Raw genomic sequence first — 19,605 nt, forward strand, 5'->3', positions numbered from 1 at the left:
TTCTCCCATGACCGTCCGACCCGTGGTCAAGCGCACCGCACGTGCCGTTCTTCTGGACGGCGACGACCTGATCCTGATCAAGCGCACCAAGCCCGGTGTCGATCCCTACTGGATCACTCCCGGTGGTGGCGTCGAGCCCGGCGACACAACCGTCGTCGACGCCCTGCACCGAGAGGTGTACGAGGAACTCGGCGCCAAGATCACCGACGTGGTGCCCTGCTTCGTCGACACCGTGGAACACATCGGCGAGGACGGCGGCGCGACCGGCGTGAAGGTGCAGCACTTCTTCGTGTGCCGGCTGGAGTCGATGGACACCTCCCTGCGACACGGCCCCGAGGTGGACGAGCCCGCCGGCGAGTACGAGATCGTGCGGGTGCCGTTCACCCGCGTCGGGATCGCCTCCGTGCATCTCGTACCGCTGTCCCTGCGGCACTATCTGGACGGGAACATCGAGGGCGTACGCGCCATGCACGCGCCGGACCTGGGCTGATCTTCGGCGCCGGATCAGTCTCCGATGGCGACGAGCTCCTCCACCGAGTCGTGCCGTATTCGCTCCGACGGGATACCGATGTTCCTCAGTGCGTCCACCCCGCTGCGGATCATTCCGGGCGGGCCCGAGAGATAGGCGTCGAACTCGTTCCACGGCCCGTACTCGCGTATGGCGTCCGGGAGCTGGAGATGGGCCTGCTGGTCGATGACGGCGCGGACCGAGAGCCAGGGGTGGGACTGCTGGAGCCTGAGCATCGTGTCGATGTCGTAGAGGTCGTGGTCGGTGCGGGCGCCGTAGAACACCTCGACCGTCCGCCGTTCGCCGTGCTCGGCCACGTCCTCCACCAGTGCCTTGATGGGGGCTATGCCGGTGCCGCCGCCCAGACACAGCAGTCCGCTGTCGGTGGTGTGGTCGACGGTCATCGAACCGGCCGGCGGGCCGAGGCGGATGATGTCGCCGGGGCGGGCGCGGTGCACCAGGGCGTTGGAGACCCAGCCCGCCGGGACGGCCTTCACATGGAACGTCAGCAGACCATCGGAACGGGGTGCCGACGCGAAGGAGTAGTGCCGCCAGATCCGCGGCCACCACGGCGTCTCCAGGCTTGTGTACTGCCCGGCGAGGAACGGATAGGGCTGGTCGGGACGGACCGTGACGATCGCCACGTCCGGGGTCCTGAGGTCGTGCGCGACGATCTCGGCGTACCACCAGGCCGGGGCGCGCAGTTCGTCTGCGGCCGCTGCGTCGATCATGACCTGCGAGATGGTCGTGTACGCCCGGATCCAGGCCGCCTCCGTCTCCGCGTCCCAGATGTCGGAGGCGTACTTGCTCAGCGCACCGATGAGACACTCACCGACGGCCGGGTAGTGCTCGGCCCTGGTGCCGTACTTGCGGTGACCACGGCCGAGGTTCTGCAGATACGCGACGAGGACCTCGGTGTTGTCGATGTGCTCGGCCGCGGTCAGCAGCGCCTTGAGCAGCCGGTCGCGCTGGGTGTCCATCGCGGCCGGGAACAGCGACCGCAGTTCGGGGTGCCGGACGAAGAGCAGCGCGTAGAAGTACGAGGTGACCTTGTCGGCGATCGGCGCCACCTCGGCCAGGCTCCGACGGATCAGGAGGGCATCCGGTGACGCGCTCTGGGCGCCGGACTGAACGGCGGGCTCCTGCGGCTGTGCTGCAGGAGTGGAGCGCTGGGTGGGCACGCGCAGGTCAGCGGGGAGTGTCTCGGGGGAAGAGGGCTCTGCCGAGGGCTGTGGGGCAGCAGCCTCCGGAGCAGGTTCGGAGGGGGGCGCCGACTGCGGCGCATCCTCCGCCGGCTGCTTGCGCGGCGTGAACCAACCGCCGCTCCCGTCGCCGGATGTGCCGTTGTCGGCCGACGCGGTGGTCGGAGCCTCCATGGTGTGCCTCGCCTCGAACATCTTTCGGTCGGTCTGCGCACTTCCTCGGTCGGAAGGTGCCTTTTCCCCCGCAGACGGCTTGCTTTCCCCGTTTCATGCCGCGGCCAATGCGGCCACATTCAACCTGGATTCACGTTCTGTACGGACAAGTAAGGCGAGAGTGTGACATTGACCGCAGTGCTCTCACCGCAGCATCCCATCCCGCATGGAGACTCCGGCCGTATAACCGCAAATGCGAGTCTTCGATCTCTCCGTCCCGTTACGCTGCATCGCCCTGTCCTCGGTCCGCACAGGATGTGTACGACTCGCCCCGCAACGAACCGGAGTCGACCATACCGGCCGACGCTCCGATCACAAGTCCCCCCTTCCTCCGCCACGAATGGGAGAGCGGGCGAACCAGCAATTCCTTCAATTACCGGGCGTGACGCACCAATTCATAGGCTTCCCACAGATCCCCGCCCATGTACGAGTGTGTCGCAAGACCGGACAGATGACGGTCCGCATTGACCGCCACCGAGACCCGCACCACAGCGAACAGCTCCGTGTCCGACAGCGAGTCGCCATAGGCGATGCAGTCCTCCCGGGCCACGCCGAACTCCCCGCAGAGTCGGTCGGCGATCTCGACCTTGGCCGCGGCAGTGAGAACTCCGGACGGATCGACGGGCTCGGTGAACGGCACGGCCGGAAAACGGGACCCGAACGCCGCATGCGCGCCCCACCCGATGAGCCGCTCCACGAAGAAGGAGGGCGAGAGCGATACGACGGCACAGTAGTCGCCCACCCGCCGGATCTCCTCCCAGACCTCCCGGATGCGCTCCAGCCACGGGGCACGTTCGAAGGCGGCCGACACATGCATCTCGGTGAGCTCCGACCAAAGCCCGTACACCTGCGCCGCATACTCCGGCGGCCCTATCAGTCCCGCCGAGATCGCCTGATCGAGCGCTACCGTCTCGGCTTCCAGCCCCAGCTGCCGGGAGATCTCCACGGGCGCCGAAGTGCCCTGCAGCAGCGTGCCGTCGAGATCGAAGAGATGAAGTCTTGCCATGGGATCCGAGGCTAACGGGGCCCGCGGCGGACCCCTTCCAGTGAGACCACCCGATGCTCGGCGTTCGCCCGTGTTTCACGTGAAACACCGAACTGCTGTGGGCCCCTGTGCACTTGCCCGTGACATGGCCAAAAGCTCCTGCTGCTCACCGGAAAGAGGTGGACGTCGAGGGCAGCCGTCAGACAGCCTGACCTGCGTGCCGACTCCTTCTCTCCCCCCTCTCGCCGTCCGCCGTCTGACGCTTCGCGATCTCACCGCCTGCGCCGACCTGTCCGAAGACCGGGGGTGGCCGCGCGAGGAGCACAAGTGGGGCCTGCTCCTCACAGCCGGGAAGGGATATGGCATTGACGACCCCGACAGTGGCCTTGTCAGCGCCTGCGTCGTCACCGAGTACGGGCCGCAGCACCGCCCCGCTCTCGCGGCCATCGGTATGGTGCTGGTCGCCGAACGCCATGCCCGCCGGGGTGTCGGACGCCACCTGATGCGACACATCGTCTCGGCCATGGGCACCACCCCGCTGACGCTGCACGCGACTCCGAACGGCCGTCCCCTCTACGAGGAGCTCGGCTTCAAGGCCACCGGCCGGGCCGAGATGGTGCGCGGGCATTTCATGCCCGACGGGCCCGAGCCCGAGGTGGTCACACGGGCAGCCACCGCCGAGGACCTCCCTGCGATCCTCCGGCTCGACGAGGAGGTGTTCGGCGCCGACCGCACACCTTTCATCACGCGGCTGCCCGCCTTCGCCGACCGACTGCGCGTCGCCGAGGAGGACGGCCGGCTCATCGGCTACGCGGCCGCCTGGCCCAACATGGAGACCCATGTCGTGGGCCCGCTGATCGCCAGGGACACGGAGACGGCAAAGGCGCTCATCGCCTCGCTCGCCGCGCACACCGACCGTCCCCTGCGCACCGACATCGACGTACGGCATGAAGAACTGCTGGCGTGGGTGAAGGAGCGGGGGCTGGCGTCCGTCGCTTTCAACGCTGTCATGACGTACGGGATCCCGGAACTGCCTGGCGACTGGACCAGACGATTTGCTCCACTCACGGTGGCCGCGGGCTGAGCCCGCCCCTCGAGGCATCGGTGCGTAAGGTGCGGGCATGGGAGATCTTGAAATACGGCCCGCTACGGCGGACGACGTGACCACGATCGTCGCGATGCTCGCCGACGACCCTCTGGGAGCCCAGCGCGAGTCACCGGACGACCTGACCCCGTACCTGGCCGCGCTGGAACGTCTTGCGTCCGATCCGAACCAGCACCTGGTCGTGGCCGTTCGTGAGAGCCGCGTCGTCGGCACACTCCAGCTCACGGTCATCCCCGGTCTGTCACGACGCGGCGCCGTCAGATCGATCATCGAGGGAGTCCGCATCCACGCCGACGAGCGCGGCAGCGGCTTGGGCACACAGCTCATCGAGTGGGCGATCGACGAATCCCGGCGACAGGGCTGCCAGTTGGTCCAGCTGACCTCCGACAACACCCGCAGCGACGCCCACCGCTTCTACGAGCGCCTCGGCTTCACGGCCTCACACGTGGGCTTCAAGCTCCACCTGTGAGGCCGTGACCTGAAGGGGCGTGTTTCACGTGAAACAGCCTGTCTGCCGGACCCTTGCGTCTAGCCGATCCCCCGCCAGCCGTCCGGATCCACCCCACCGGGCACGGAAGCCTCCTCGTCGTACGGCTGACGCGTGAACACGAACGACCCGAGGTCCAGATGGCTCAGGGTCCCGTCCGGGCGCCGTACGGCCTTCAGGAGCTCTCCGGCGTAGTAGCCCTCCAGTCCGGTCCACGTACCGTCGCCGTTCGCCCGGAAACGCGAGCGGCGGCCATTTCCGGACAGCGGCTCCAGCGAGACACCCCCGGCCGCCAGCCGCAGGGCGAACGGGTGCGTTCCCCAGTACCACGGTCCCGCCAACTCCAGCACCGATGCGTCGACTTCCCGCAGTGGCCGCCAGGGCTCAGGAATACGGGGCTCGGCCTCGGCGACGATCCGTACGAGATCGGCTGCGACAGTGGACAGCTGCGGGCCGGACGTACAGTTGGCCAGCACCACTGCAGCGACGTCGTCCTCAACACTGAGGGTGAGGTTCGCCAGAAACCCCGGCAGCGACCCGGAGTGCCCCACGAGCAGCCGGCCGTCCCGGTGCTGGATCTGCAGCCCCAGCCCGTAGGTGGCTCTGTCCACGACATCCGCCGCTTCGGCCGGCGCGGCGGGTGTCCGCATCTCCCTCACGGTCTCGGCGCTCAGTACCCGGTCGTCGCCCCGTGCCAGGAAGGCAGCGAAGCGCGCCAAGTCACCTGTGGCGGACCAGAGTTGACCCGCGGGGGCCATCCGTCCCAGGTCCTCTGCGGGTTCGGGCAGCATGACGTCGGCCCAGGGGTGCACGGCCCATCCACCCGCATGGGGAGCCTGAGGGTGCCCACTCGTACGGTCGAGGCCCAGAGGTTCGAGCACTTCACGCCGAAGTACCTCTTCCCACGGTGCTGCACGCAGCTTCTCGACCAGCGCCCCCAGCACGGTGTAGCCGGGATTGGAGTAATGGAAGCGGCGGCCCACCGGATGCAGGAGAGGCTGCTCCCCCAGGACGTCGGAGAGTTCGGGGCGCAGCGATCCCGGAGTGCGCTCCCACCACGGGGCGGGCGATTCCGCCGCCAACCCGCCCGTATGGGCGAGGAGGTCGGCGATGGTGGCCTCCCCCGCACCGGTTCCCGGCAGATGCTTCTCCAGGGGGTCACCGAGATCGAGCAGGCCCTCATCGCGCAACCGGAGCACCAGAACCGCAGTGAAGGTCTTGGTGATCGAACCGATGCGGTACTGCACCGTCTCGTCCGGACCATGCCCGTCCACCGAGGTACGCGCACCGTGCCACACGGGCCGCCCGCCCCTCACGACCGCCGCAACCAGCGACGGGGCACGTCCTTCGGCCTGCGCCGCTGCGATCCGGTGCAGCAGTGCCCGACGCGTACCGGGGAGCAGCTCTTCCTGAGGTGTTGTCATGACCCAAGTCCATCCCGCGGGGCACTCGGCCGTCGAGTTCATTTGTCCGGGACCCCGGGTCTGTCGGATCAGGTCTGCGCCATGTCCACGAACCGTGAGTAGTGGCCCTGGAAGGCGACCGTGATCGTCGCGGTCGGGCCGTTACGGTGCTTGGCCACGATCAGGTCGGCCTCGCCCGCACGCGGTGACTCCTTCTCGTAGGCGTCCTCGCGGTGCAGCAGGATGACCATGTCGGCGTCCTGCTCGATGGAGCCGGACTCACGCAGATCGGAGACCATCGGTTTCTTGTCCGTGCGCTGCTCGGGGCCACGGTTCAGCTGGGACAACGCGATGACCGGGATCTCCAGCTCCTTGGCGAGGAGCTTGAGGTTACGGGACATGTCCGAGACCTCCTGCTGTCGGTTCTCGGCACGCTTGGAGCCACCGGACTGCATCAGCTGGAGGTAGTCGATGACGACCAGTCTGATGTCATTGCGCTGCTTGAGGCGGCGGCACTTGGCGCGGATCTCCATCATCGACAGGTTCGGGGAGTCGTCGATGAACAGCGGCGCGGCCGAGACGTCCGGCATCCGGCGGGCCAGCCGCGTCCAGTCCTCGTCGGTCATCGTGCCGGAGCGCATGTGGTGCAGGGCCACCCGGGCCTCGGCGGACAGCAGACGCATCGCGATCTCGTTGCGCCCCATTTCGAGGGAGAAGATGACGCTCGGAAGGTTGTGCTTGATCGACGCGGCCCGGGCGAAGTCGAGCGCGAGCGTGGACTTGCCCATCGCGGGACGGGCGGCGATGACGATCATCTGGCCGGGGTGCAGGCCGTTGGTCAGCGAGTCGAAGTCGGTGAAGCCCGTGGGCACACCGGTCATCTCACCACTGCGGGAGCCGATCGCCTCGATCTCGTCGAGAGCGCCCTCCATGATGTCGCCGAGCGGGAGGTAGTCCTCGCTGGTGCGCTGCTCGGTGACCGCATAGATCTCGGCCTGGGCGCGGTTGACGATCTCGTCGACGTCGTCGTCGGCCGCGTATCCCATCTGAGTGATGCGGGTGCCCGCCTCGACCAGACGACGCAGGACCGCGCGTTCGTGAACGATCTCCGCGTAGTACTCGGCGTTGGCTGCGGTCGGCACGGTCTGCACAAGGGTGTGCAGATACGATGCGCCACCGACCTTGTTGATCTCGCCGCGCTTGGTGAGTTCGGCGGCGATCGTGATGGGGTCGGCCGGCTCGCCCTTGGCGTAGACGTCGAGGATCGCCTGGAAGATCGTCTCGTGTGCCGGCTTGTAGAAGTCGTGGCCCTTGAGAATCTCCACGACGTCGGCGATGGCGTCCTTGGACAGGAGCATGCCGCCGAGAACGGACTGCTCGGCATCGAGATCCTGGGGCGGCACTCGCTCGAAGGACGTACCTCCGCCGTCCCATTCGCCGCTGTCCCGACCACGGTCGTGCTGCTCGTCGCGGCCCCGGCCCCCGTCGCCGCGTCGGCGGGAGGCAGGCAGGCGATCGCTTGGACCGCTGTTGGCCCAGGGATCGTCCAAGGGCTCGGAAATACTCACCGAGCCACCTCCTCCCGTCCGCCGCCGGGCGGACCTAGCCATGCCCTCTGTTCTACGGCACGGCACTGACAAATGAGAGGCCCAACTCCGGTTGGTGCACGTCGGTTTTGGGCTGTTTTCCCTGCCGACGAACGGAGCGGGCGCCGGACCACCGTAGGCCTGCGGGCACCGTCAGCCAATCTGGTTATCCACAGGCCATGTGGACGACGGCCCGGATGCTGTGGAGAACTCTGCAAAACCTGTGCACGACACGGTGGACAGCCCTGTGAACAAGCGACAGCCTCTTCCATTACGACCGCCTTGACCTGCACTTTTCTCATCCACCGGCTGTGCAGAAGAAAAACTTCCCCAGTCGGGCCAAGATCGCTTCGAACGGCGCACGAAAGACCCTGCACCCTGAAGCGGAGTAAGGGTTGAAAAAGCTTTGCATCTCTTACCTGTGGACGATTAGATTGGTGCTCATGACACAGGCTCCTGCGACCCCCAAGATCACCGGGCGACAGCACGATCGAGAGATCGTCGCGCTGGCCGTCCCGGCCTTCGGTGCACTTGTCGCCGAGCCCCTCTTCGTCATGGCGGACAGCGCGATCGTCGGCCATCTCGGAACGGCACAACTCGCCGGCCTGGGCGTCGCCTCGGCCCTTCTCACGACAGCAGTCAGCATCTTCGTCTTCCTCGCGTACGCCACCACCGCGGCCGTCGCCCGACGGGTCGGCGCCGGCGACCTCCAGGCCGCCATCCGGCAAGGCATGGACGGAATCTGGCTGGCGCTTCTGCTCGGCGCCGCCGTCATCGCCGCCGTACTGCCCACAGCACCGGCCCTGGTGGAGCTGTTCGGCGCCTCGGACAGTGCGGCCCCCTACGCGACCACCTATCTGCGCATCTCGTCCCTCGGCATCCCGGCCATGCTCGTCGTCCTCGCCGCAACCGGTGTGCTGCGCGGGTTGCAGGACACCAAGACACCACTCCGCGTCGCCATCGCCGGCTTTGTCGCCAACGGCGCCCTCAACGCGGGCCTCGTGTACGGCGCCGGGCTCGGCATTGCCGGCTCCGCCTGGGGAACCGTCATCGCGCAGTGCGGCATGGCAGCCGTCTACCTCATCGTGGTCGTCCGCGGAGCCCGCAGACACGGCGCCTCACTGCGTCCCGACGCATCTGGGATACGGGCCTCCGCTCAAGCCGGTGTTCCCCTCCTGGTCCGCACGCTGTCACTGCGGGCGATCCTGATGATCGCCACAGCTGTCGCCGCCCGACTCGGCGACGCCGACATGGCTGCACACCAGATCATCCTGTCTCTGTGGAGCCTGCTCGCCTTCGCCCTCGACGCCATCGCCATCGCCGGTCAGGCCATCATCGGACGCCATCTGGGCGCCGAGGACAGCCGGGGTGCTCGCGATGCCTGCCGCCGCATGGTGCAGTGGGGAATCGCGGTGGGTGCCGTCCTCGGTGTCCTGGTAGTAGTCGCCCGGCCGGTGTTCCTGCCACTGTTCACCAGCGACACCGTGGTCAAGGACGCCGCGCTGCCCGCACTGCTCGTGGTGGCTCTCTCCCAGCCGATCTGCGGCGTTGTCTTTGTCCTGGACGGCGTCCTGATGGGAGCCGGCGACGGCCCCTATCTGGCTCGGGCCATGGTGCTCACCCTTGCTGTCTTCGCCCCGTTGGCGTTGTTGGTTCCGGCGCTCGGCGGCGGCCTCACCACGCTGTGGGCGGCGATGACACTGATGATGACGGTGCGCATGCTGACCCTTTGGCTGCGGACCCGCTCGGGCCGCTGGATCGTCACAGGCGCCACCCGCTGACATGTTTCACGTGAAACCGGCGTTTCACGTGAAACATGGGCGGTCCCACGCCGTACCGGAGCACGAAGAAGGGGCCGCACCCTGCATGGGTGCCGCCCCTTCTCTCAGCTGTTCAGCCGAGCGCGGTGATCAGGCCGCGACAACCTCGATGTTGACCTTGGCGGCAACCTCGGGGTGCAGACGCACCGACGTCTCGTGAGCGCCCAGCGTCTTGATCGGCGCGCTCAGCTCAATGCGGCGCTTGTCGACCTCGGGGCCACCGGAGGCCTTGATCGCCGAGGCGATGTCGGCCGGGGTGACGGAACCGAAGAGACGACCGGCGTCGCCGGAGCGAACGGCCAGACGGACCTTGACGCCCTCGAGCTGGGCCTTCACCTGGTTGGCCTGCTCGATGGTCTGGATCTCGTGGATCTTGCGAGCTCGACGGATCTGCTCGACGTCCTTCTCACCACCCTTGGTCCAGCGGATGGCGAACTTCCGCGGGATCAGGTAGTTGCGAGCGTAACCGTCCTTGACGTCGACGACGTCGCCCGCGGCGCCGAGGCCGGAGACCTCGTGGGTGAGGATGATCTTCATGTTTCGGTCACCCTTCCCTTATCGCGCGGTGGAGGTGTAGGGCAGCAGCGCCATCTCACGGCTGTTCTTGACGGCCGTGGCGACGTCACGCTGGTGCTGCGTGCAGTTGCCGGTCACGCGGCGGGCACGGATCTTGCCGCGGTCGGAAATGAACTTCCGCAGCATGTTCGTGTCCTTGTAGTCCACGTACGTGACCTTGTCCTTGCAGAAAGCGCAGACCTTCTTCTTAGGCTTGCGCACAGGCGGCTTCGCCATGGTGTTTCTCCTGTGTGATCAAGAAGTTTGGGTACGACCCGCCCTCCGGCCAAAGGCCTAGAAGGGGGGCTCGTCCGAGTAGCCGCCGCCACCGCTGCCGGAGTTTCCACCCCAGCCGCCACCGCCGCCGCCCTGGTTGCCACCGGCGGGAGCGCCGGTCGCCCACGGGTCGTCGGCGGGAGCTCCGCCGCCCTGCTGGCCGCCGCCGGAGTTTCCACCCCAGCCGCCGCCACCCTGGCCGCCACCGCCGCCGTAACCGCCCTGGCCCTGCCCACCACGGCCGGCGGTCTTGGTGACCTTGGCCGTGGCGTTGCGCAGGCTGGCGCCGACTTCCTCGACGTCCAGTTCGTAGACCGTGCGCTTGACGCCCTCACGGTCCTCGTAGGACCGCTGCTTCAGCCGGCCCTGCACGATGACGCGCATGCCTCGCTGGAGCGACTCGGCGACGTTCTCCGCCGCCTGACGCCAGACCGAGCAGGTCAGGAAGAGGCTTTCGCCGTCCTTCCACTCGTTCGTCTGACGGTCGAAGGTGCGGGGGGTGGACGCGACACGGAACTTCGCGACCGCCGCACCGGAAGGGGTGAAGCGCAGCTCGGGGTCGTCGACAAGATTGCCGACGACCGTGATGACGGTCTCGCCTGCCATGGGGGAACCTCTCGGCGGGTTTGCTGCTGGCTGCTTTGTGGTGCTGCTACTCGGATCCCGAGATCAGCTGAGCGGGAGAGCTCAGTGGGTCTCGGGGCGGAGGACCTTGGTCCGGAGGACCGACTCGTTCAGGTTCATCTGGCGGTCGAGCTCCTTGACGACCGCAGGCTCGGCCTGCAGGTCGATGACCGAGTAGATGCCCTCGGGCTTCTTCTTGATCTCGTACGAGAGACGACGACGGCCCCAGGTGTCGACCTTCTCGACCTTGCCGTTGCCCTCACGGACGACGGTGAGGAAGTTCTCGATCAGGGGGGCGACAGCGCGCTCCTCCAGATCGGGGTCGAGGATGACCATCACCTCGTAGTGACGCATGTGGAACCCACCTCCTTTGGACTCAGCGGCCACGGTCGTTCCGTGGCAGGAGGGTCGTGATGCGTACGCAACGGTATCGGCCGCCACTGACAATCGGGGGTCGCGAGCGACATCCCCGGTCTGGCCTGGACGGTTCCCTGGCTCTGCCTGGGCAGACACCGGTGCAGACGCTACAGACTACCTGCACACCTGCTTCCGGTTGAAATCCGGCCGCGAGGACCGTCAATCTGTACACATCGGGTGTGCATGGCGCTACGATGCGCCGTCTTCCGCAGGAGGTGCCCCATGGCACAGGCATTGCGACCCAACACCGTCGGAGGCCTTTTCGCCACGGACGGAAAACCCCACCCCCTCCAGGACACGCTGCTCGCGGTGACCCTGGTTGTCGGCGTGACGGCGTTCGTGACGGGCTTCTTCCACAACCTGCACCTGCTCAGCTCCTGGGCCGGTCTGGTGGGGATCCTCACCGGTGCGTACGGCCAGTGGATCTCGGAAACGACCCGCGAGCGCTTCGGACTCATCCTGGGTCTGGGGGCCGCTGCGGTCGGCTTCTTCCTCGGCATGGCGCACGGCGGCCTCTTCGGCGGGGTCATCGGCTGAAGCCAGGGACACCGGCTCTCCAACTCCGGACAAAGCACCACTGAACGCCCCGGCGGCCAACAAGCCGGGGCGCAGCTTCCGTACGCCCAGTCGGGGCGCTCGCAAGGCGCAGTAGGCTTCGGCGCGAGAGCCGGAGCCCCTGTACCCATGGGGACACACCAGCCCGAGGAGCGCCCCGAATGAGCCTGACCCTGAGGACGATCAGCCGCGAGCAGCATCTGGCGTACATCCAGAGCCTGCCCTCGGCGAGCCACATGCAGGTTCCGGCCTGGGCCGATGTCAAGGCGGAGTGGCGCTCCGAGAGCCTCGGCTGGTTCGACGAACGCACCGGCGAGATGGTCGGTGCGGGCCTCGTCCTCTATCGCCAACTGCCCAAGATCAAGCGCTACTTGGCCTATCTGCCCGAAGGCCCGGTCATCAACTGGTTCGCACCGAACCTGACCGAATGGCTGGAACCGATGCTCGCGCACCTCAAGCAGCAGGGTGCCTTCTCCGTGAAGATGGGCCCGCCGGTGATCATCCGGCGCTGGGAGGCGGGCTCGATCAAGCAGGGCATCCAGAGCCCGGACGTGAAGCGGCTGCGTGACATCGAGGCCGACTTCATCGAGCCACGCGCCTTCGAGGTCGCCGACAAGCTGCGCCGTATGGGCTGGCAGCAGGGCGAGGACGGCGGGGCCGGCTTCGGCGACGTACAGCCCCGCTATGTCTTCCAGGTGCCGCTGGCCAACCGCTCCCTCGAAGAGGTGCACAAGAACTTCAACCAGCTGTGGCGCCGCAACATCAAAAAGGCCGAGAAGGCCGGCGTCGAGGTCGTCCAGGGCGGTTACCAGGACCTCGAGGAATGGCAGAGGCTGTACGAGATCACGGCCGTGCGTGACCATTTCCGGCCGCGCCCGCTGTCGTACTTCCAGCGCATGTGGACGGCTCTCAACACCGAGGACCCCAACCGCATGCGGCTGTACTTCGCCCGGCACAACGGCGTGAATCTGTCGGCGGCGACGATGCTGATCGTCGGCGGGCACGTCTGGTACTCCTACGGCGCCTCCGACAACATCGGCCGTGAGGTCCGGCCCTCGAACGCGATGCAGTGGCGGATGCTGCGCGACGCATACGCACTCGGCGCGACCGTCTACGACCTGCGCGGCATCTCCGACTCCCTGGACGAGACCGACCACCTCTTCGGCCTGATCCAGTTCAAGGTGGGCACGGGCGGCCAGGCCGCCGAGTACCTCGGCGAGTGGGACTTCCCGCTCAACAAGCTGCTCCACAAGGCGCTCGACATCTACATGTCGCGCCGCTGACGTCGCGTTCTTCGCTTCAATAGCTCCCATACCTCTGATACACCGCAGCCACGAGAAAGGTTCCAGGTCCGGCCATGGCGCTCACGCTCTACGTCGACACCGCGCGCTGGCGTGCGCACCACAAGCACGTGCAGGACCAGTTCCCAGGCCTTGTCCCGGTCTGTAAGGGCAACGGCTACGGCTTCGGGCACGAGCGGCTGGCGGAGGAGGCCACCCGGCTGGGCTCGGACGTCCTCGCCGTCGGCACCACGTACGAGGCCGCGCGCATCAAGGACTTCTTCGGCGGTGACCTGCTGGTGCTGACGCCGTACCGGCGCGGCGAGGAGCCCGTCCCGCTTCCCGACCGGGTCATCCGCTCGGTGTCGTCGGTGGACGGCGTGTACGGCCTCGTAGGAGCCCGTGTGGTCATCGAGGTGATGTCCTCGATGAAGCGGCACGGCATCAGCGCCCAGGACCTGCCGCAGCTGCACGCGGCCATTGAGAACATCCGCCTCGAGGGCTTCGCCATCCACCTGCCGCTGGACCGCACGGACGGCTCCGACGCCGTCGAGGAGGTCATCGGTTGGATGGACCACCTGCGTGCCGCCCGCCTGCCCCTGCACACGATGTTCGTCAGCCACCTCAAGGCCGACGAACTGCACCGGCTGCAGCAGCAGTTCCCGCAGACGCGCTTCCGAGCCCGCATCGGCACCCGGCTGTGGCTGGGGGACCACGAGGCCACCGAGTACCGTGGCGCGGTTCTGGACGTCACGCGGGTCGCCAAGGGGGACCGTTTCGGCTATCGCCAGCAGAAGGCCGCCTCCGACGGCTTCCTGGTGGTCGTGGCGGGCGGCACGTCGCACGGGGTGGGTCTGGAGGCCCCGAAGGCGCTGCACGGCGTCATGCCGCGTGCGAAGGGCGTCGCGCGGGCCGGCCTCGCCACGGTGAACCGGAACCTTTCTCCGTTCGTCTGGGGCGGGAAGCAGCGCTGGTTCGCGGAGCCGCCGCACATGCAGGTCTCCATCCTGTTCGTGCCGGCGGACGCACCCGAACCGAAGGTCGGGGAGGAGCTGGTGGCCCATCTGCGGCACACCACCACGCAGTTCGACCGCCTCGTCGACCGCTGAGCGAAGGCGTCAGCCAACCAAAAGGCCGTACACGGCAGCTCCGTGTACGGCCATTTCGCGCATCGAGCGAGGCGGTCTCTCTTCGGGCACCCGCCGTCACCGACGTCTGTTCGCTCAGAGCGAACCGTCGGTGGAAGGTGCCCCTTCTCGGCTGCCCCACTCCACCTGCGGCCCGTCGAAGTGGGCCGCGTGCCGCGGCGGATGGGCCGCAGCGCCAAGAGCGAAGACGTCCTCCGCGCCGTCGAGCACACCCCCAGACGGGTCGTCGTCCCCGGCCCGGCGCACCGGATCCCGCTCCGGCATGAGGATGTCGCGCACGACGACACCGCACAGATAGAGCGTCCCCAGCAGGTGCACGCCGATGGCCCAGTGGTAGCCGTCCTGCGGCAGCCCCTTGTGAGCGTCGCCGCTGGTCGTGTACGCGAGATACATCCAGATGCCCAGGAAGTACGCGACCTCGCACGCCTGCCAGATCAGGAAGTCCCGCCACTTCGGCCGGGCCAGCACAGCGAGCGGGACCAGCCACAGGACGTACTGCGGGGAGTAGACCTTGTTGGTGAGGATGAACGCCGCGACGATCAGGAAGGCGAGCTGGGCGAAGCGCGGGCGACGCGGAGCGGTCATCGTGAGCACGGCAAGACCCACGAAACACAGCACCACCAGCGCCGTGGCCAGATTGTTGACGGTGTCGGTGCTGAGCGGATCGGTCGAGTTCTGAGCCATGATCAGCCAGAACGACCCGAAGTCCACGCCCCGGTCGTGGCTGAACTTGTAGAACTGCGACCAGCCGTCCCAGGCGAAGAGCATCACCGGCAGGTTCACGACGAACCAGGCGACGACTGTCCCTGCCACGGCCTTGCCGAAGTCCCGCCACTTTCCCGCACGCCAGCACAGCAGGAACAGCGGGCCGAGCAGGAACACGGGATAGAGCTTGGCCGCCGTGGCAAGCCCCAGGAGGACACCGAACGCGAGTGGGCGGCTCCGGGACCACATCAGCATCGCCGCGGCCGTGAGAGCGACCGCCAGCAGGTCCCAGTTGATGGTGGCGGTCAGCGCGAAGGCGGGCGCCAGGGCGACCAGCAGTCCGTCCCAGGGGCGCCGGGCGTGCGTACGGGTCACGCAGACCGCGATCACGGCCGCGCACACCATCAGCATCCCGGCGTTGACCATCCAGTACCACTGCTCCTGGTCCTGGATGCTGCCGCTGCCCGGCGTGAGCCAGGAGGCGACTTCCATGAACACCCCGGTCAGCACGGGGTACTCGAGGTACGGCATGTCGCCGGAGAGCTTGTCGAAGTAGGGCACAAGCCCGTCGGCGAAACCGCGCCCCTGATAGAGATGCGGAATATCCGAGTAGCACGCCTTCGTGTACTGCGAGCTGGCGCCGAAGAACCAGGCGCCGTTGTAGCAGGGCGCCTTCTGGATCAGTCCGAGGGCGAACATGCCGATCGCCACGAGCGCGACGACCCGCACCGGAGTCCACCAGGACGTCCCGAGCAGGGCGCGCCGTCCGAGGGGGCCGCCGATCAGCTCGCTGCCGGACGCGGCGACCTCGTCCTCCTTGGTCGGCCGCACCGGGTCCTGCTCGTGCACGCTCGCTTGCGTCGATTCTGCGCTGGCCATGCCGCACATCCTGCCGTACGTGTCTAGGAATACGCCGAGGGCCGCCGCAACCACTCAGGTGCGGCGGCCCCTGTTTCACGTGAAACATCGACATGTTTCACGTGAAACGCCCGTGTCGGGTGCTGCGACGACTAGCCGGCCGGGCCTCCGAAGAGCCCGCCGTTGCCGTTGCCTCTGCTGTTGCCGGTCCCGGACGTGTCCGTGGCCGTCGGCGTGGGGGTCACGCCCCCGTCGGTGCCACCGGTGTCCGTACCGCCGGTGTCCGTGCACTGCCAGCTGAACTTGCAGGACTGGCTCGGTGAGGGAGACGGGCTCGTCAAGGTCTCACTGGGCGTCGGACTCGGCGACGGGCTCGTAAGGGTCGCAGTGGGCGTCGGAACGGCCGTCGGGCTGGGCGCGGCGTTGACGATCGTGCCAATCGGCTCCGGCGTCGGGAAGTCCTTCACCGGCTCGTTCTTCAGCGCCTCCGCCATGTAGTCGTGCCAGATTTCAGCCGGGAACGAGGCACCGTGGATCTTCTTCTGCCCGCCCGTCCCATACATCTCCAGGAAGGTGCGGTTCTTCTCCGACTCGTCGTCGTTGTAGCGGAACATCGTGATCGACGTGGACAGCTGCGGGGTGTAACCCACGAACCAGGCGGACTTGTTGCCGTCGGTGGTACCCGTCTTGCCGGCCACCTGCCGCCCGGGCAGTTGGGCGGCGGTACCCGTGCCCTTGTCGACCACGGTCTTCAGCACGTCGGTGACGTTGTCGGCGACCTTGGACGTGAAGGCCTCGTTGGGCTTGTCCTCATGGGTGTAGATCGTGCCGTCCTTGCTCTCGACCTTCGTGACGGAGAACGGATCACGATGCTCGCCGCTGGCCGCGAAGGTGGCGTAAGCACCCGCCATGCGGATAGCGCTCGGGTCGGAAATACCGATGGAGAAGGACGGGTAGTTGGTACCGGCCAGGCTGTTCTCCTTCAGGCCGGCATCCATGGCCGCCTCCTTCACCTTGTCCAGCCCGACGTCCATGCCGAGCTGCACATAGGCGGAGTTCACCGACTCCCGCATCGCCTCACGCAGGTCGATCTGGTACTTGGGCGGACTGCCGTACGACTCGTTGCCGTCGTTGGTCTGCAGCCACTCCTCGCCCTTCTCGTTCTTCCAGACCGTCTTGTCGTAGTCCTCGATCTTGAGCTTGTTCTTGCCGCTGTACAGGCTCTTCGGAGAGACCGGGGTGCGTTCGTCCTGCGCCTGCTCCGGTCCGAGGCTCCTGTCCCTCACGCCCCACTTCATCGCCGCCGCCAGAACGAACGGCTTGAACGTCGAACCGACCTGGGCGCCGGTGACGTCGGCGTTGTTGGTGAAGTGCTTGGTGGCGTCCTCGCCGCCGTAGATGGCCTTGATTGCGCCAGTCGTCGGGTCCACGGAAGCACCGCCGAACTGGACGTGGGTGTCCGTCTTGGGGCGATCCTTGGGCTTGATATTGGCCTTCTGGACGTTCTTGACCGAAGTCTCGAGCTCCTTGACCTTGTTCTTGTCGAAGGTCGTGTAGATCGAGTAGCCGCCCCGCTGCAGGTCGTTGGCGGTGATGTTGGTGTTGTTGATCAGATACGCCTTCGCCAGGTCCACGAGGTAGCCGATCTGGCCGGCGAGCTGGGTGTTCGACCGTGGGTTCTTCACGTCGGGGAGCGTGGTGTACTTCGCTCGGGTCGCCGCGTCCAGGTGGTGGTACTGGACCATCTTGTCGAGGGTGTTCTGCATCTGGCGCAGCGCCCGCTTGCTGTTGGCCTCCTGGGTGGCCGCCGGGTCGATGGAGGTGGCGCCCGCCGGGTCGTAGTACGTGGCGCCCTTGAGCATCGCCGCCAGGAACGCGCACTCGCCCGGGTTCAGCTGGACGGAGTTCTTGTTGAAGTACGCACGGGCGGCCGCCTGGATGCCGTAGGCGTTGCGCCCGTAGTACGCGGAGTTCAGGTAGCCCTGCATGATCTCGTCCTTCGAGACCGTGGCGCCCACCTTTATGGAGATGAAGATCTCCTTGAACTTACGCGTGATCGTCTGTGACTGGTCGTCCAGCCGTGCGTTCTTGACGTACTGCTGGGTGATGGTGGAACCACCCTGCGTCTCGCCGCCCCGAGCCATGTTGAACACGGCGCGGGCGATGCCCTTCGGGTCGATGCCGCTGTCGGTGTAGAAGGTCTTGTTCTCCTGCGAGACGACGGCGTACTGCATCGCCTTGGGGATCTGCGAGAGGTTGACGATCTGGCGGTTCGTCTCACCACCCGTGGCGACCATCTCGGTCTTGTCGGACCAGTAGAAGACGTTGTTCTGCGCCTTCGCGGTGTCGGCGACGTTCGGGACGCTCACCATCGCGTACCCGATGCCCGCCACGGCCACCAGGCTTCCGATGAAGCCGATGAAAAGGCCCGCCACCAGCTTCCACGACGGCACCCAGCGCGCCACGCCGTACTTGCCCGCGCGCGGATAGTCGATCAGACGCTTCCTGCCGGGATCGGGTGCTCGCCCTCTGCCCCGCCCCGGCCCGCTGGGGCCGCCAGGTCGTCCGCCGCGGCCGGGGTCGGCCGCTCTGCGACGGCCGCCTCCGCTTCTCTGTGCCGCGCGGCGGGCTTCGGCGCGGCCGCCGTACGACCGCTCCTCGTCAGTCGACCCCTGGCCCAGTCCGTAATCGGCCGGGGACCCGGTTGCGCCTCGCGGTGCCGCGCGGCGGCCGGAGGACGAGCCGGACTGGCCGCGTCGGGCCGCGGCACGTCCGCCTCCCTGCGGCTGCGGCGGTTTGCGACGGTGCTCGCTCATCGAAGGACTACTCCTCGGGCAGGCGCACCTTTGCGCGCCTGGAAACGGCGGCTGGTTTCCGGTCCCCCCGAAGTACGGATGTGGTCGATCCCGCATTCACCCGTACCGCGCCGGGAGCCATGACGCCCCCTGGCGTCACTCGGCTCCCGGTGGTTTGCATGCCGCACAGACTACGCACCGCCAAAACCCACTGAGCCCCAGAGTTCACCCCAAATCAGGCAACTTGCCTCGGATGAATAAGTGATGTGATCCCGTTCACCGTCTCCCCACTTGTCGCATCCGGAAGGCCGTTCTATCGTCGTGATGTATCGAGTCGATACATCGGAGCGAGATAGGGCAGGAGGCGAGCGGATGAGCCGGCGTTCCGGGATCCTTGAGTTCGCCGTACTCGGCCTGCTCCGCGAGTCCCCGATGCACGGCTATGAGCTGCGGAAACGACTCAATACATCACTGGGTGTGTTCCGTGCGTTCAGCTACGGAACGCTCTATCCCTGCCTCAAGACGCTGGTCGCCAACGGCTGGTTGATCGAAGAGCCGGGACACACCCCCGAGGACGCCCTCGCAGCGCCACTCGCCGGGCGTCGCGCCAAGATCGTCTACCGGTTGACGGCGGAAGGTAAGGAGCACTTCGAGGAGCTGCTCTCGCAGACGGGCCCCGACGCGTACGAGGACGAGCACTTCGCCGCCCGCTTCGCCTTCTTCGGGCAGACGTCGCGCGACGTGCGCATGCGCGTGCTGGAGGGCCGCCGCAGCCGGCTGGAGGAACGCCTGGAGAAGATGCGCGCCTCCCTCGCGCGCACCCGGGAGCGCCTCGACGACTACACGCTTGAGCTCCAGCGCCACGGGATGGAGTCCGTGGAGCGCGAAGTGCGCTGGCTGAACGAGCTCATCGAGAGCGAGCGGGCCGGACGGGACCTGAAGGGTCCCGCCTCCGGGGGGTCCGCTCAGCAGAACAACACATCTGGAGCGCCGGGCGTCCTGCCCCGTCCCGGGGACACCCCCGGGACGGATACGCCCGACGACACCGTCACGTGAGAGCCCAGTCAGGGCCTCACTCGTACA

Annotated in this window: 18 protein-coding genes; 8 read left to right on the forward strand and 10 right to left on the reverse strand. The window is 67.2% G+C overall.

Going from position 1 to position 19,605, the window contains the following annotated elements:
• Window positions 1-7 precede the first annotated feature (7 nt).
• On the forward strand, window positions 8-490 hold the full coding sequence (locus ACIBW9_RS13240) for an NUDIX domain-containing protein (protein WP_398954337.1): 483 nt from the start codon (window positions 8-10) through the stop codon (window positions 488-490).
• 14 nt (window positions 491-504) lie between these two features.
• On the opposite strand, the gene ACIBW9_RS13245 is transcribed toward ACIBW9_RS13240, so the two are convergent.
• Together ACIBW9_RS13245 and ACIBW9_RS13250 are read right to left on the reverse strand one after the other, a co-directional pair.
• Window positions 505-1,905 carry a globin domain-containing protein gene (locus tag ACIBW9_RS13245; RefSeq protein WP_398954339.1) on the reverse strand — a complete coding sequence of 467 codons (1,401 nt, stop codon included), beginning with the start codon at window positions 1,903-1,905 and terminating at the stop codon, window positions 505-507.
• 391 nt (window positions 1,906-2,296) lie between these two features.
• The gene (locus tag ACIBW9_RS13250; protein WP_398954341.1) at window positions 2,297-2,929 is read right to left on the reverse strand and encodes an HAD family hydrolase; all 633 of its coding nucleotides are present in this window, start codon (window positions 2,927-2,929) and stop codon (window positions 2,297-2,299) included.
• Window positions 2,930-3,125: 196 nt separating this feature from the next.
• Here ACIBW9_RS13250 and ACIBW9_RS13255 point away from each other — a divergent pair, with 196 nt between their 5' ends.
• Together ACIBW9_RS13255 and ACIBW9_RS13260 are read left to right on the forward strand one after the other, a co-directional pair.
• Window positions 3,126-3,992, forward strand: coding sequence for a GNAT family N-acetyltransferase (locus ACIBW9_RS13255; protein ID WP_398954343.1), 867 nt, complete (start codon window positions 3,126-3,128; stop codon window positions 3,990-3,992).
• 37 nt (window positions 3,993-4,029) lie between these two features.
• On the forward strand, window positions 4,030-4,482 hold the full coding sequence (locus tag ACIBW9_RS13260) for a GNAT family N-acetyltransferase (protein ID WP_398954345.1): 453 nt from the start codon (window positions 4,030-4,032) through the stop codon (window positions 4,480-4,482).
• A gap of 59 nt (window positions 4,483-4,541) precedes the next feature.
• Here the strand turns inward: ACIBW9_RS13260 and ACIBW9_RS13265 are convergent, their stop codons facing one another.
• Together ACIBW9_RS13265 and dnaB are read right to left on the reverse strand one after the other, a co-directional pair.
• Complete coding sequence (locus tag ACIBW9_RS13265) at window positions 4,542-5,924, reverse strand: serine hydrolase domain-containing protein (RefSeq protein WP_398954347.1); 1,383 nt, start codon at window positions 5,922-5,924, stop codon at window positions 4,542-4,544.
• A gap of 68 nt (window positions 5,925-5,992) precedes the next feature.
• Entirely contained in the window at window positions 5,993-7,471 is a 1,479-nt protein-coding gene (gene dnaB, locus ACIBW9_RS13270; RefSeq protein WP_398954349.1) for a replicative DNA helicase, read from the reverse strand.
• Window positions 7,472-7,932: 461 nt separating this feature from the next.
• Here dnaB and ACIBW9_RS13275 point away from each other — a divergent pair, with 461 nt between their 5' ends.
• Window positions 7,933-9,270 carry an MATE family efflux transporter gene (locus tag ACIBW9_RS13275; RefSeq protein WP_398954351.1) on the forward strand — a complete coding sequence of 446 codons (1,338 nt, stop codon included), beginning with the start codon at window positions 7,933-7,935 and terminating at the stop codon, window positions 9,268-9,270.
• Window positions 9,271-9,399: 129 nt separating this feature from the next.
• Here the strand turns inward: ACIBW9_RS13275 and rplI are convergent, their stop codons facing one another.
• From rplI to rpsF, 4 genes are all read right to left on the reverse strand, one after another.
• Window positions 9,400-9,846 carry a 50S ribosomal protein L9 gene (gene rplI / locus ACIBW9_RS13280; protein WP_189984877.1) on the reverse strand — a complete coding sequence of 149 codons (447 nt, stop codon included), beginning with the start codon at window positions 9,844-9,846 and terminating at the stop codon, window positions 9,400-9,402.
• Between the two features lie 18 nt (window positions 9,847-9,864).
• Window positions 9,865-10,101, reverse strand: coding sequence for a 30S ribosomal protein S18 (gene rpsR, locus ACIBW9_RS13285; RefSeq protein ID WP_003949403.1), 237 nt, complete (start codon window positions 10,099-10,101; stop codon window positions 9,865-9,867).
• 57 nt (window positions 10,102-10,158) lie between these two features.
• Window positions 10,159-10,746, reverse strand: coding sequence for a single-stranded DNA-binding protein (locus tag ACIBW9_RS13290; RefSeq protein WP_398954354.1), 588 nt, complete (start codon window positions 10,744-10,746; stop codon window positions 10,159-10,161).
• Window positions 10,747-10,827: 81 nt separating this feature from the next.
• Window positions 10,828-11,118 carry a 30S ribosomal protein S6 gene (gene rpsF / locus ACIBW9_RS13295; protein ID WP_115907086.1) on the reverse strand — a complete coding sequence of 97 codons (291 nt, stop codon included), beginning with the start codon at window positions 11,116-11,118 and terminating at the stop codon, window positions 10,828-10,830.
• Window positions 11,119-11,403: 285 nt separating this feature from the next.
• On the opposite strand from rpsF, the gene ACIBW9_RS13300 reads away from it, so the two are divergent.
• The 3 genes from ACIBW9_RS13300 (at window position 11,404) to ACIBW9_RS13310 (ending at window position 14,125) form a co-directional block, all read left to right on the forward strand.
• Entirely contained in the window at window positions 11,404-11,718 is a 315-nt protein-coding gene (locus ACIBW9_RS13300) for a hypothetical protein (RefSeq protein WP_398954356.1), read from the forward strand.
• 179 nt (window positions 11,719-11,897) lie between these two features.
• Entirely contained in the window at window positions 11,898-13,019 is a 1,122-nt protein-coding gene (gene femX, locus ACIBW9_RS13305) for a peptidoglycan bridge formation glycyltransferase FemX (RefSeq protein ID WP_115907084.1), read from the forward strand.
• Between the two features lie 74 nt (window positions 13,020-13,093).
• Window positions 13,094-14,125: an alanine racemase gene (locus tag ACIBW9_RS13310; protein WP_398954360.1), complete on the forward strand. Its 1,032-nt coding sequence runs from the start codon at window positions 13,094-13,096 to the stop codon at window positions 14,123-14,125.
• 114 nt (window positions 14,126-14,239) lie between these two features.
• Here ACIBW9_RS13310 and ACIBW9_RS13315 read toward each other — a convergent pair whose 3' ends face one another.
• Complete coding sequence (locus tag ACIBW9_RS13315; protein WP_398954362.1) at window positions 14,240-15,748, reverse strand: glycosyltransferase family 87 protein; 1,509 nt, start codon at window positions 15,746-15,748, stop codon at window positions 14,240-14,242.
• A 131-nt stretch (window positions 15,749-15,879) separates the two neighbouring features.
• Entirely contained in the window at window positions 15,880-18,543 is a 2,664-nt protein-coding gene (locus ACIBW9_RS13320; RefSeq protein ID WP_398954364.1) for a transglycosylase domain-containing protein, read from the reverse strand.
• Between the two features lie 351 nt (window positions 18,544-18,894).
• On the opposite strand from ACIBW9_RS13320, the gene ACIBW9_RS13325 reads away from it, so the two are divergent.
• Window positions 18,895-19,578 (forward strand): helix-turn-helix transcriptional regulator, encoded by a 684-nt coding sequence (locus ACIBW9_RS13325; protein ID WP_398954367.1) that lies wholly within the window; start codon window positions 18,895-18,897, stop codon window positions 19,576-19,578.
• The last annotated feature ends 27 nt before the right edge of the window (window positions 19,579-19,605 follow it).

Source organism: Streptomyces sp. NPDC049541 (genome assembly GCF_044465725.1).
In the GTDB taxonomy this organism is placed as follows: domain Bacteria; phylum Actinomycetota; class Actinomycetes; order Streptomycetales; family Streptomycetaceae; genus Streptomyces.

Coding starts and splice junctions, on each gene's coding strand:
- rpsF (WP_115907086.1), bottom strand. CDS start 11,118: ATGCGTCACTACGAGGTGATGGTCATCCTCGACCCCGATCTGGAGGAG.
- ACIBW9_RS13265 (WP_398954347.1), bottom strand. CDS start 5,924: ATGACAACACCTCAGGAAGAGCTGCTCCCCGGTACGCGTCGGGCACTG.
- ACIBW9_RS13245 (WP_398954339.1), bottom strand. CDS start 1,905: ATGTTCGAGGCGAGGCACACCATGGAGGCTCCGACCACCGCGTCGGCC.
- rpsR (WP_003949403.1), bottom strand. CDS start 10,101: ATGGCGAAGCCGCCTGTGCGCAAGCCTAAGAAGAAGGTCTGCGCTTTC.
- ACIBW9_RS13290 (WP_398954354.1), bottom strand. CDS start 10,746: ATGGCAGGCGAGACCGTCATCACGGTCGTCGGCAATCTTGTCGACGAC.
- ACIBW9_RS13325 (WP_398954367.1), top strand. CDS start 18,895: ATGAGCCGGCGTTCCGGGATCCTTGAGTTCGCCGTACTCGGCCTGCTC.
- ACIBW9_RS13300 (WP_398954356.1), top strand. CDS start 11,404: ATGGCACAGGCATTGCGACCCAACACCGTCGGAGGCCTTTTCGCCACG.
- ACIBW9_RS13240 (WP_398954337.1), top strand. CDS start 8: ATGACCGTCCGACCCGTGGTCAAGCGCACCGCACGTGCCGTTCTTCTG.
- ACIBW9_RS13275 (WP_398954351.1), top strand. CDS start 7,933: ATGACACAGGCTCCTGCGACCCCCAAGATCACCGGGCGACAGCACGAT.
- ACIBW9_RS13260 (WP_398954345.1), top strand. CDS start 4,030: ATGGGAGATCTTGAAATACGGCCCGCTACGGCGGACGACGTGACCACG.
- ACIBW9_RS13310 (WP_398954360.1), top strand. CDS start 13,094: ATGGCGCTCACGCTCTACGTCGACACCGCGCGCTGGCGTGCGCACCAC.
- ACIBW9_RS13250 (WP_398954341.1), bottom strand. CDS start 2,929: ATGGCAAGACTTCATCTCTTCGATCTCGACGGCACGCTGCTGCAGGGC.
- rplI (WP_189984877.1), bottom strand. CDS start 9,846: ATGAAGATCATCCTCACCCACGAGGTCTCCGGCCTCGGCGCCGCGGGC.
- femX (WP_115907084.1), top strand. CDS start 11,898: ATGAGCCTGACCCTGAGGACGATCAGCCGCGAGCAGCATCTGGCGTAC.
- ACIBW9_RS13315 (WP_398954362.1), bottom strand. CDS start 15,748: ATGGCCAGCGCAGAATCGACGCAAGCGAGCGTGCACGAGCAGGACCCG.
- ACIBW9_RS13320 (WP_398954364.1), bottom strand. CDS start 18,543: ATGAGCGAGCACCGTCGCAAACCGCCGCAGCCGCAGGGAGGCGGACGT.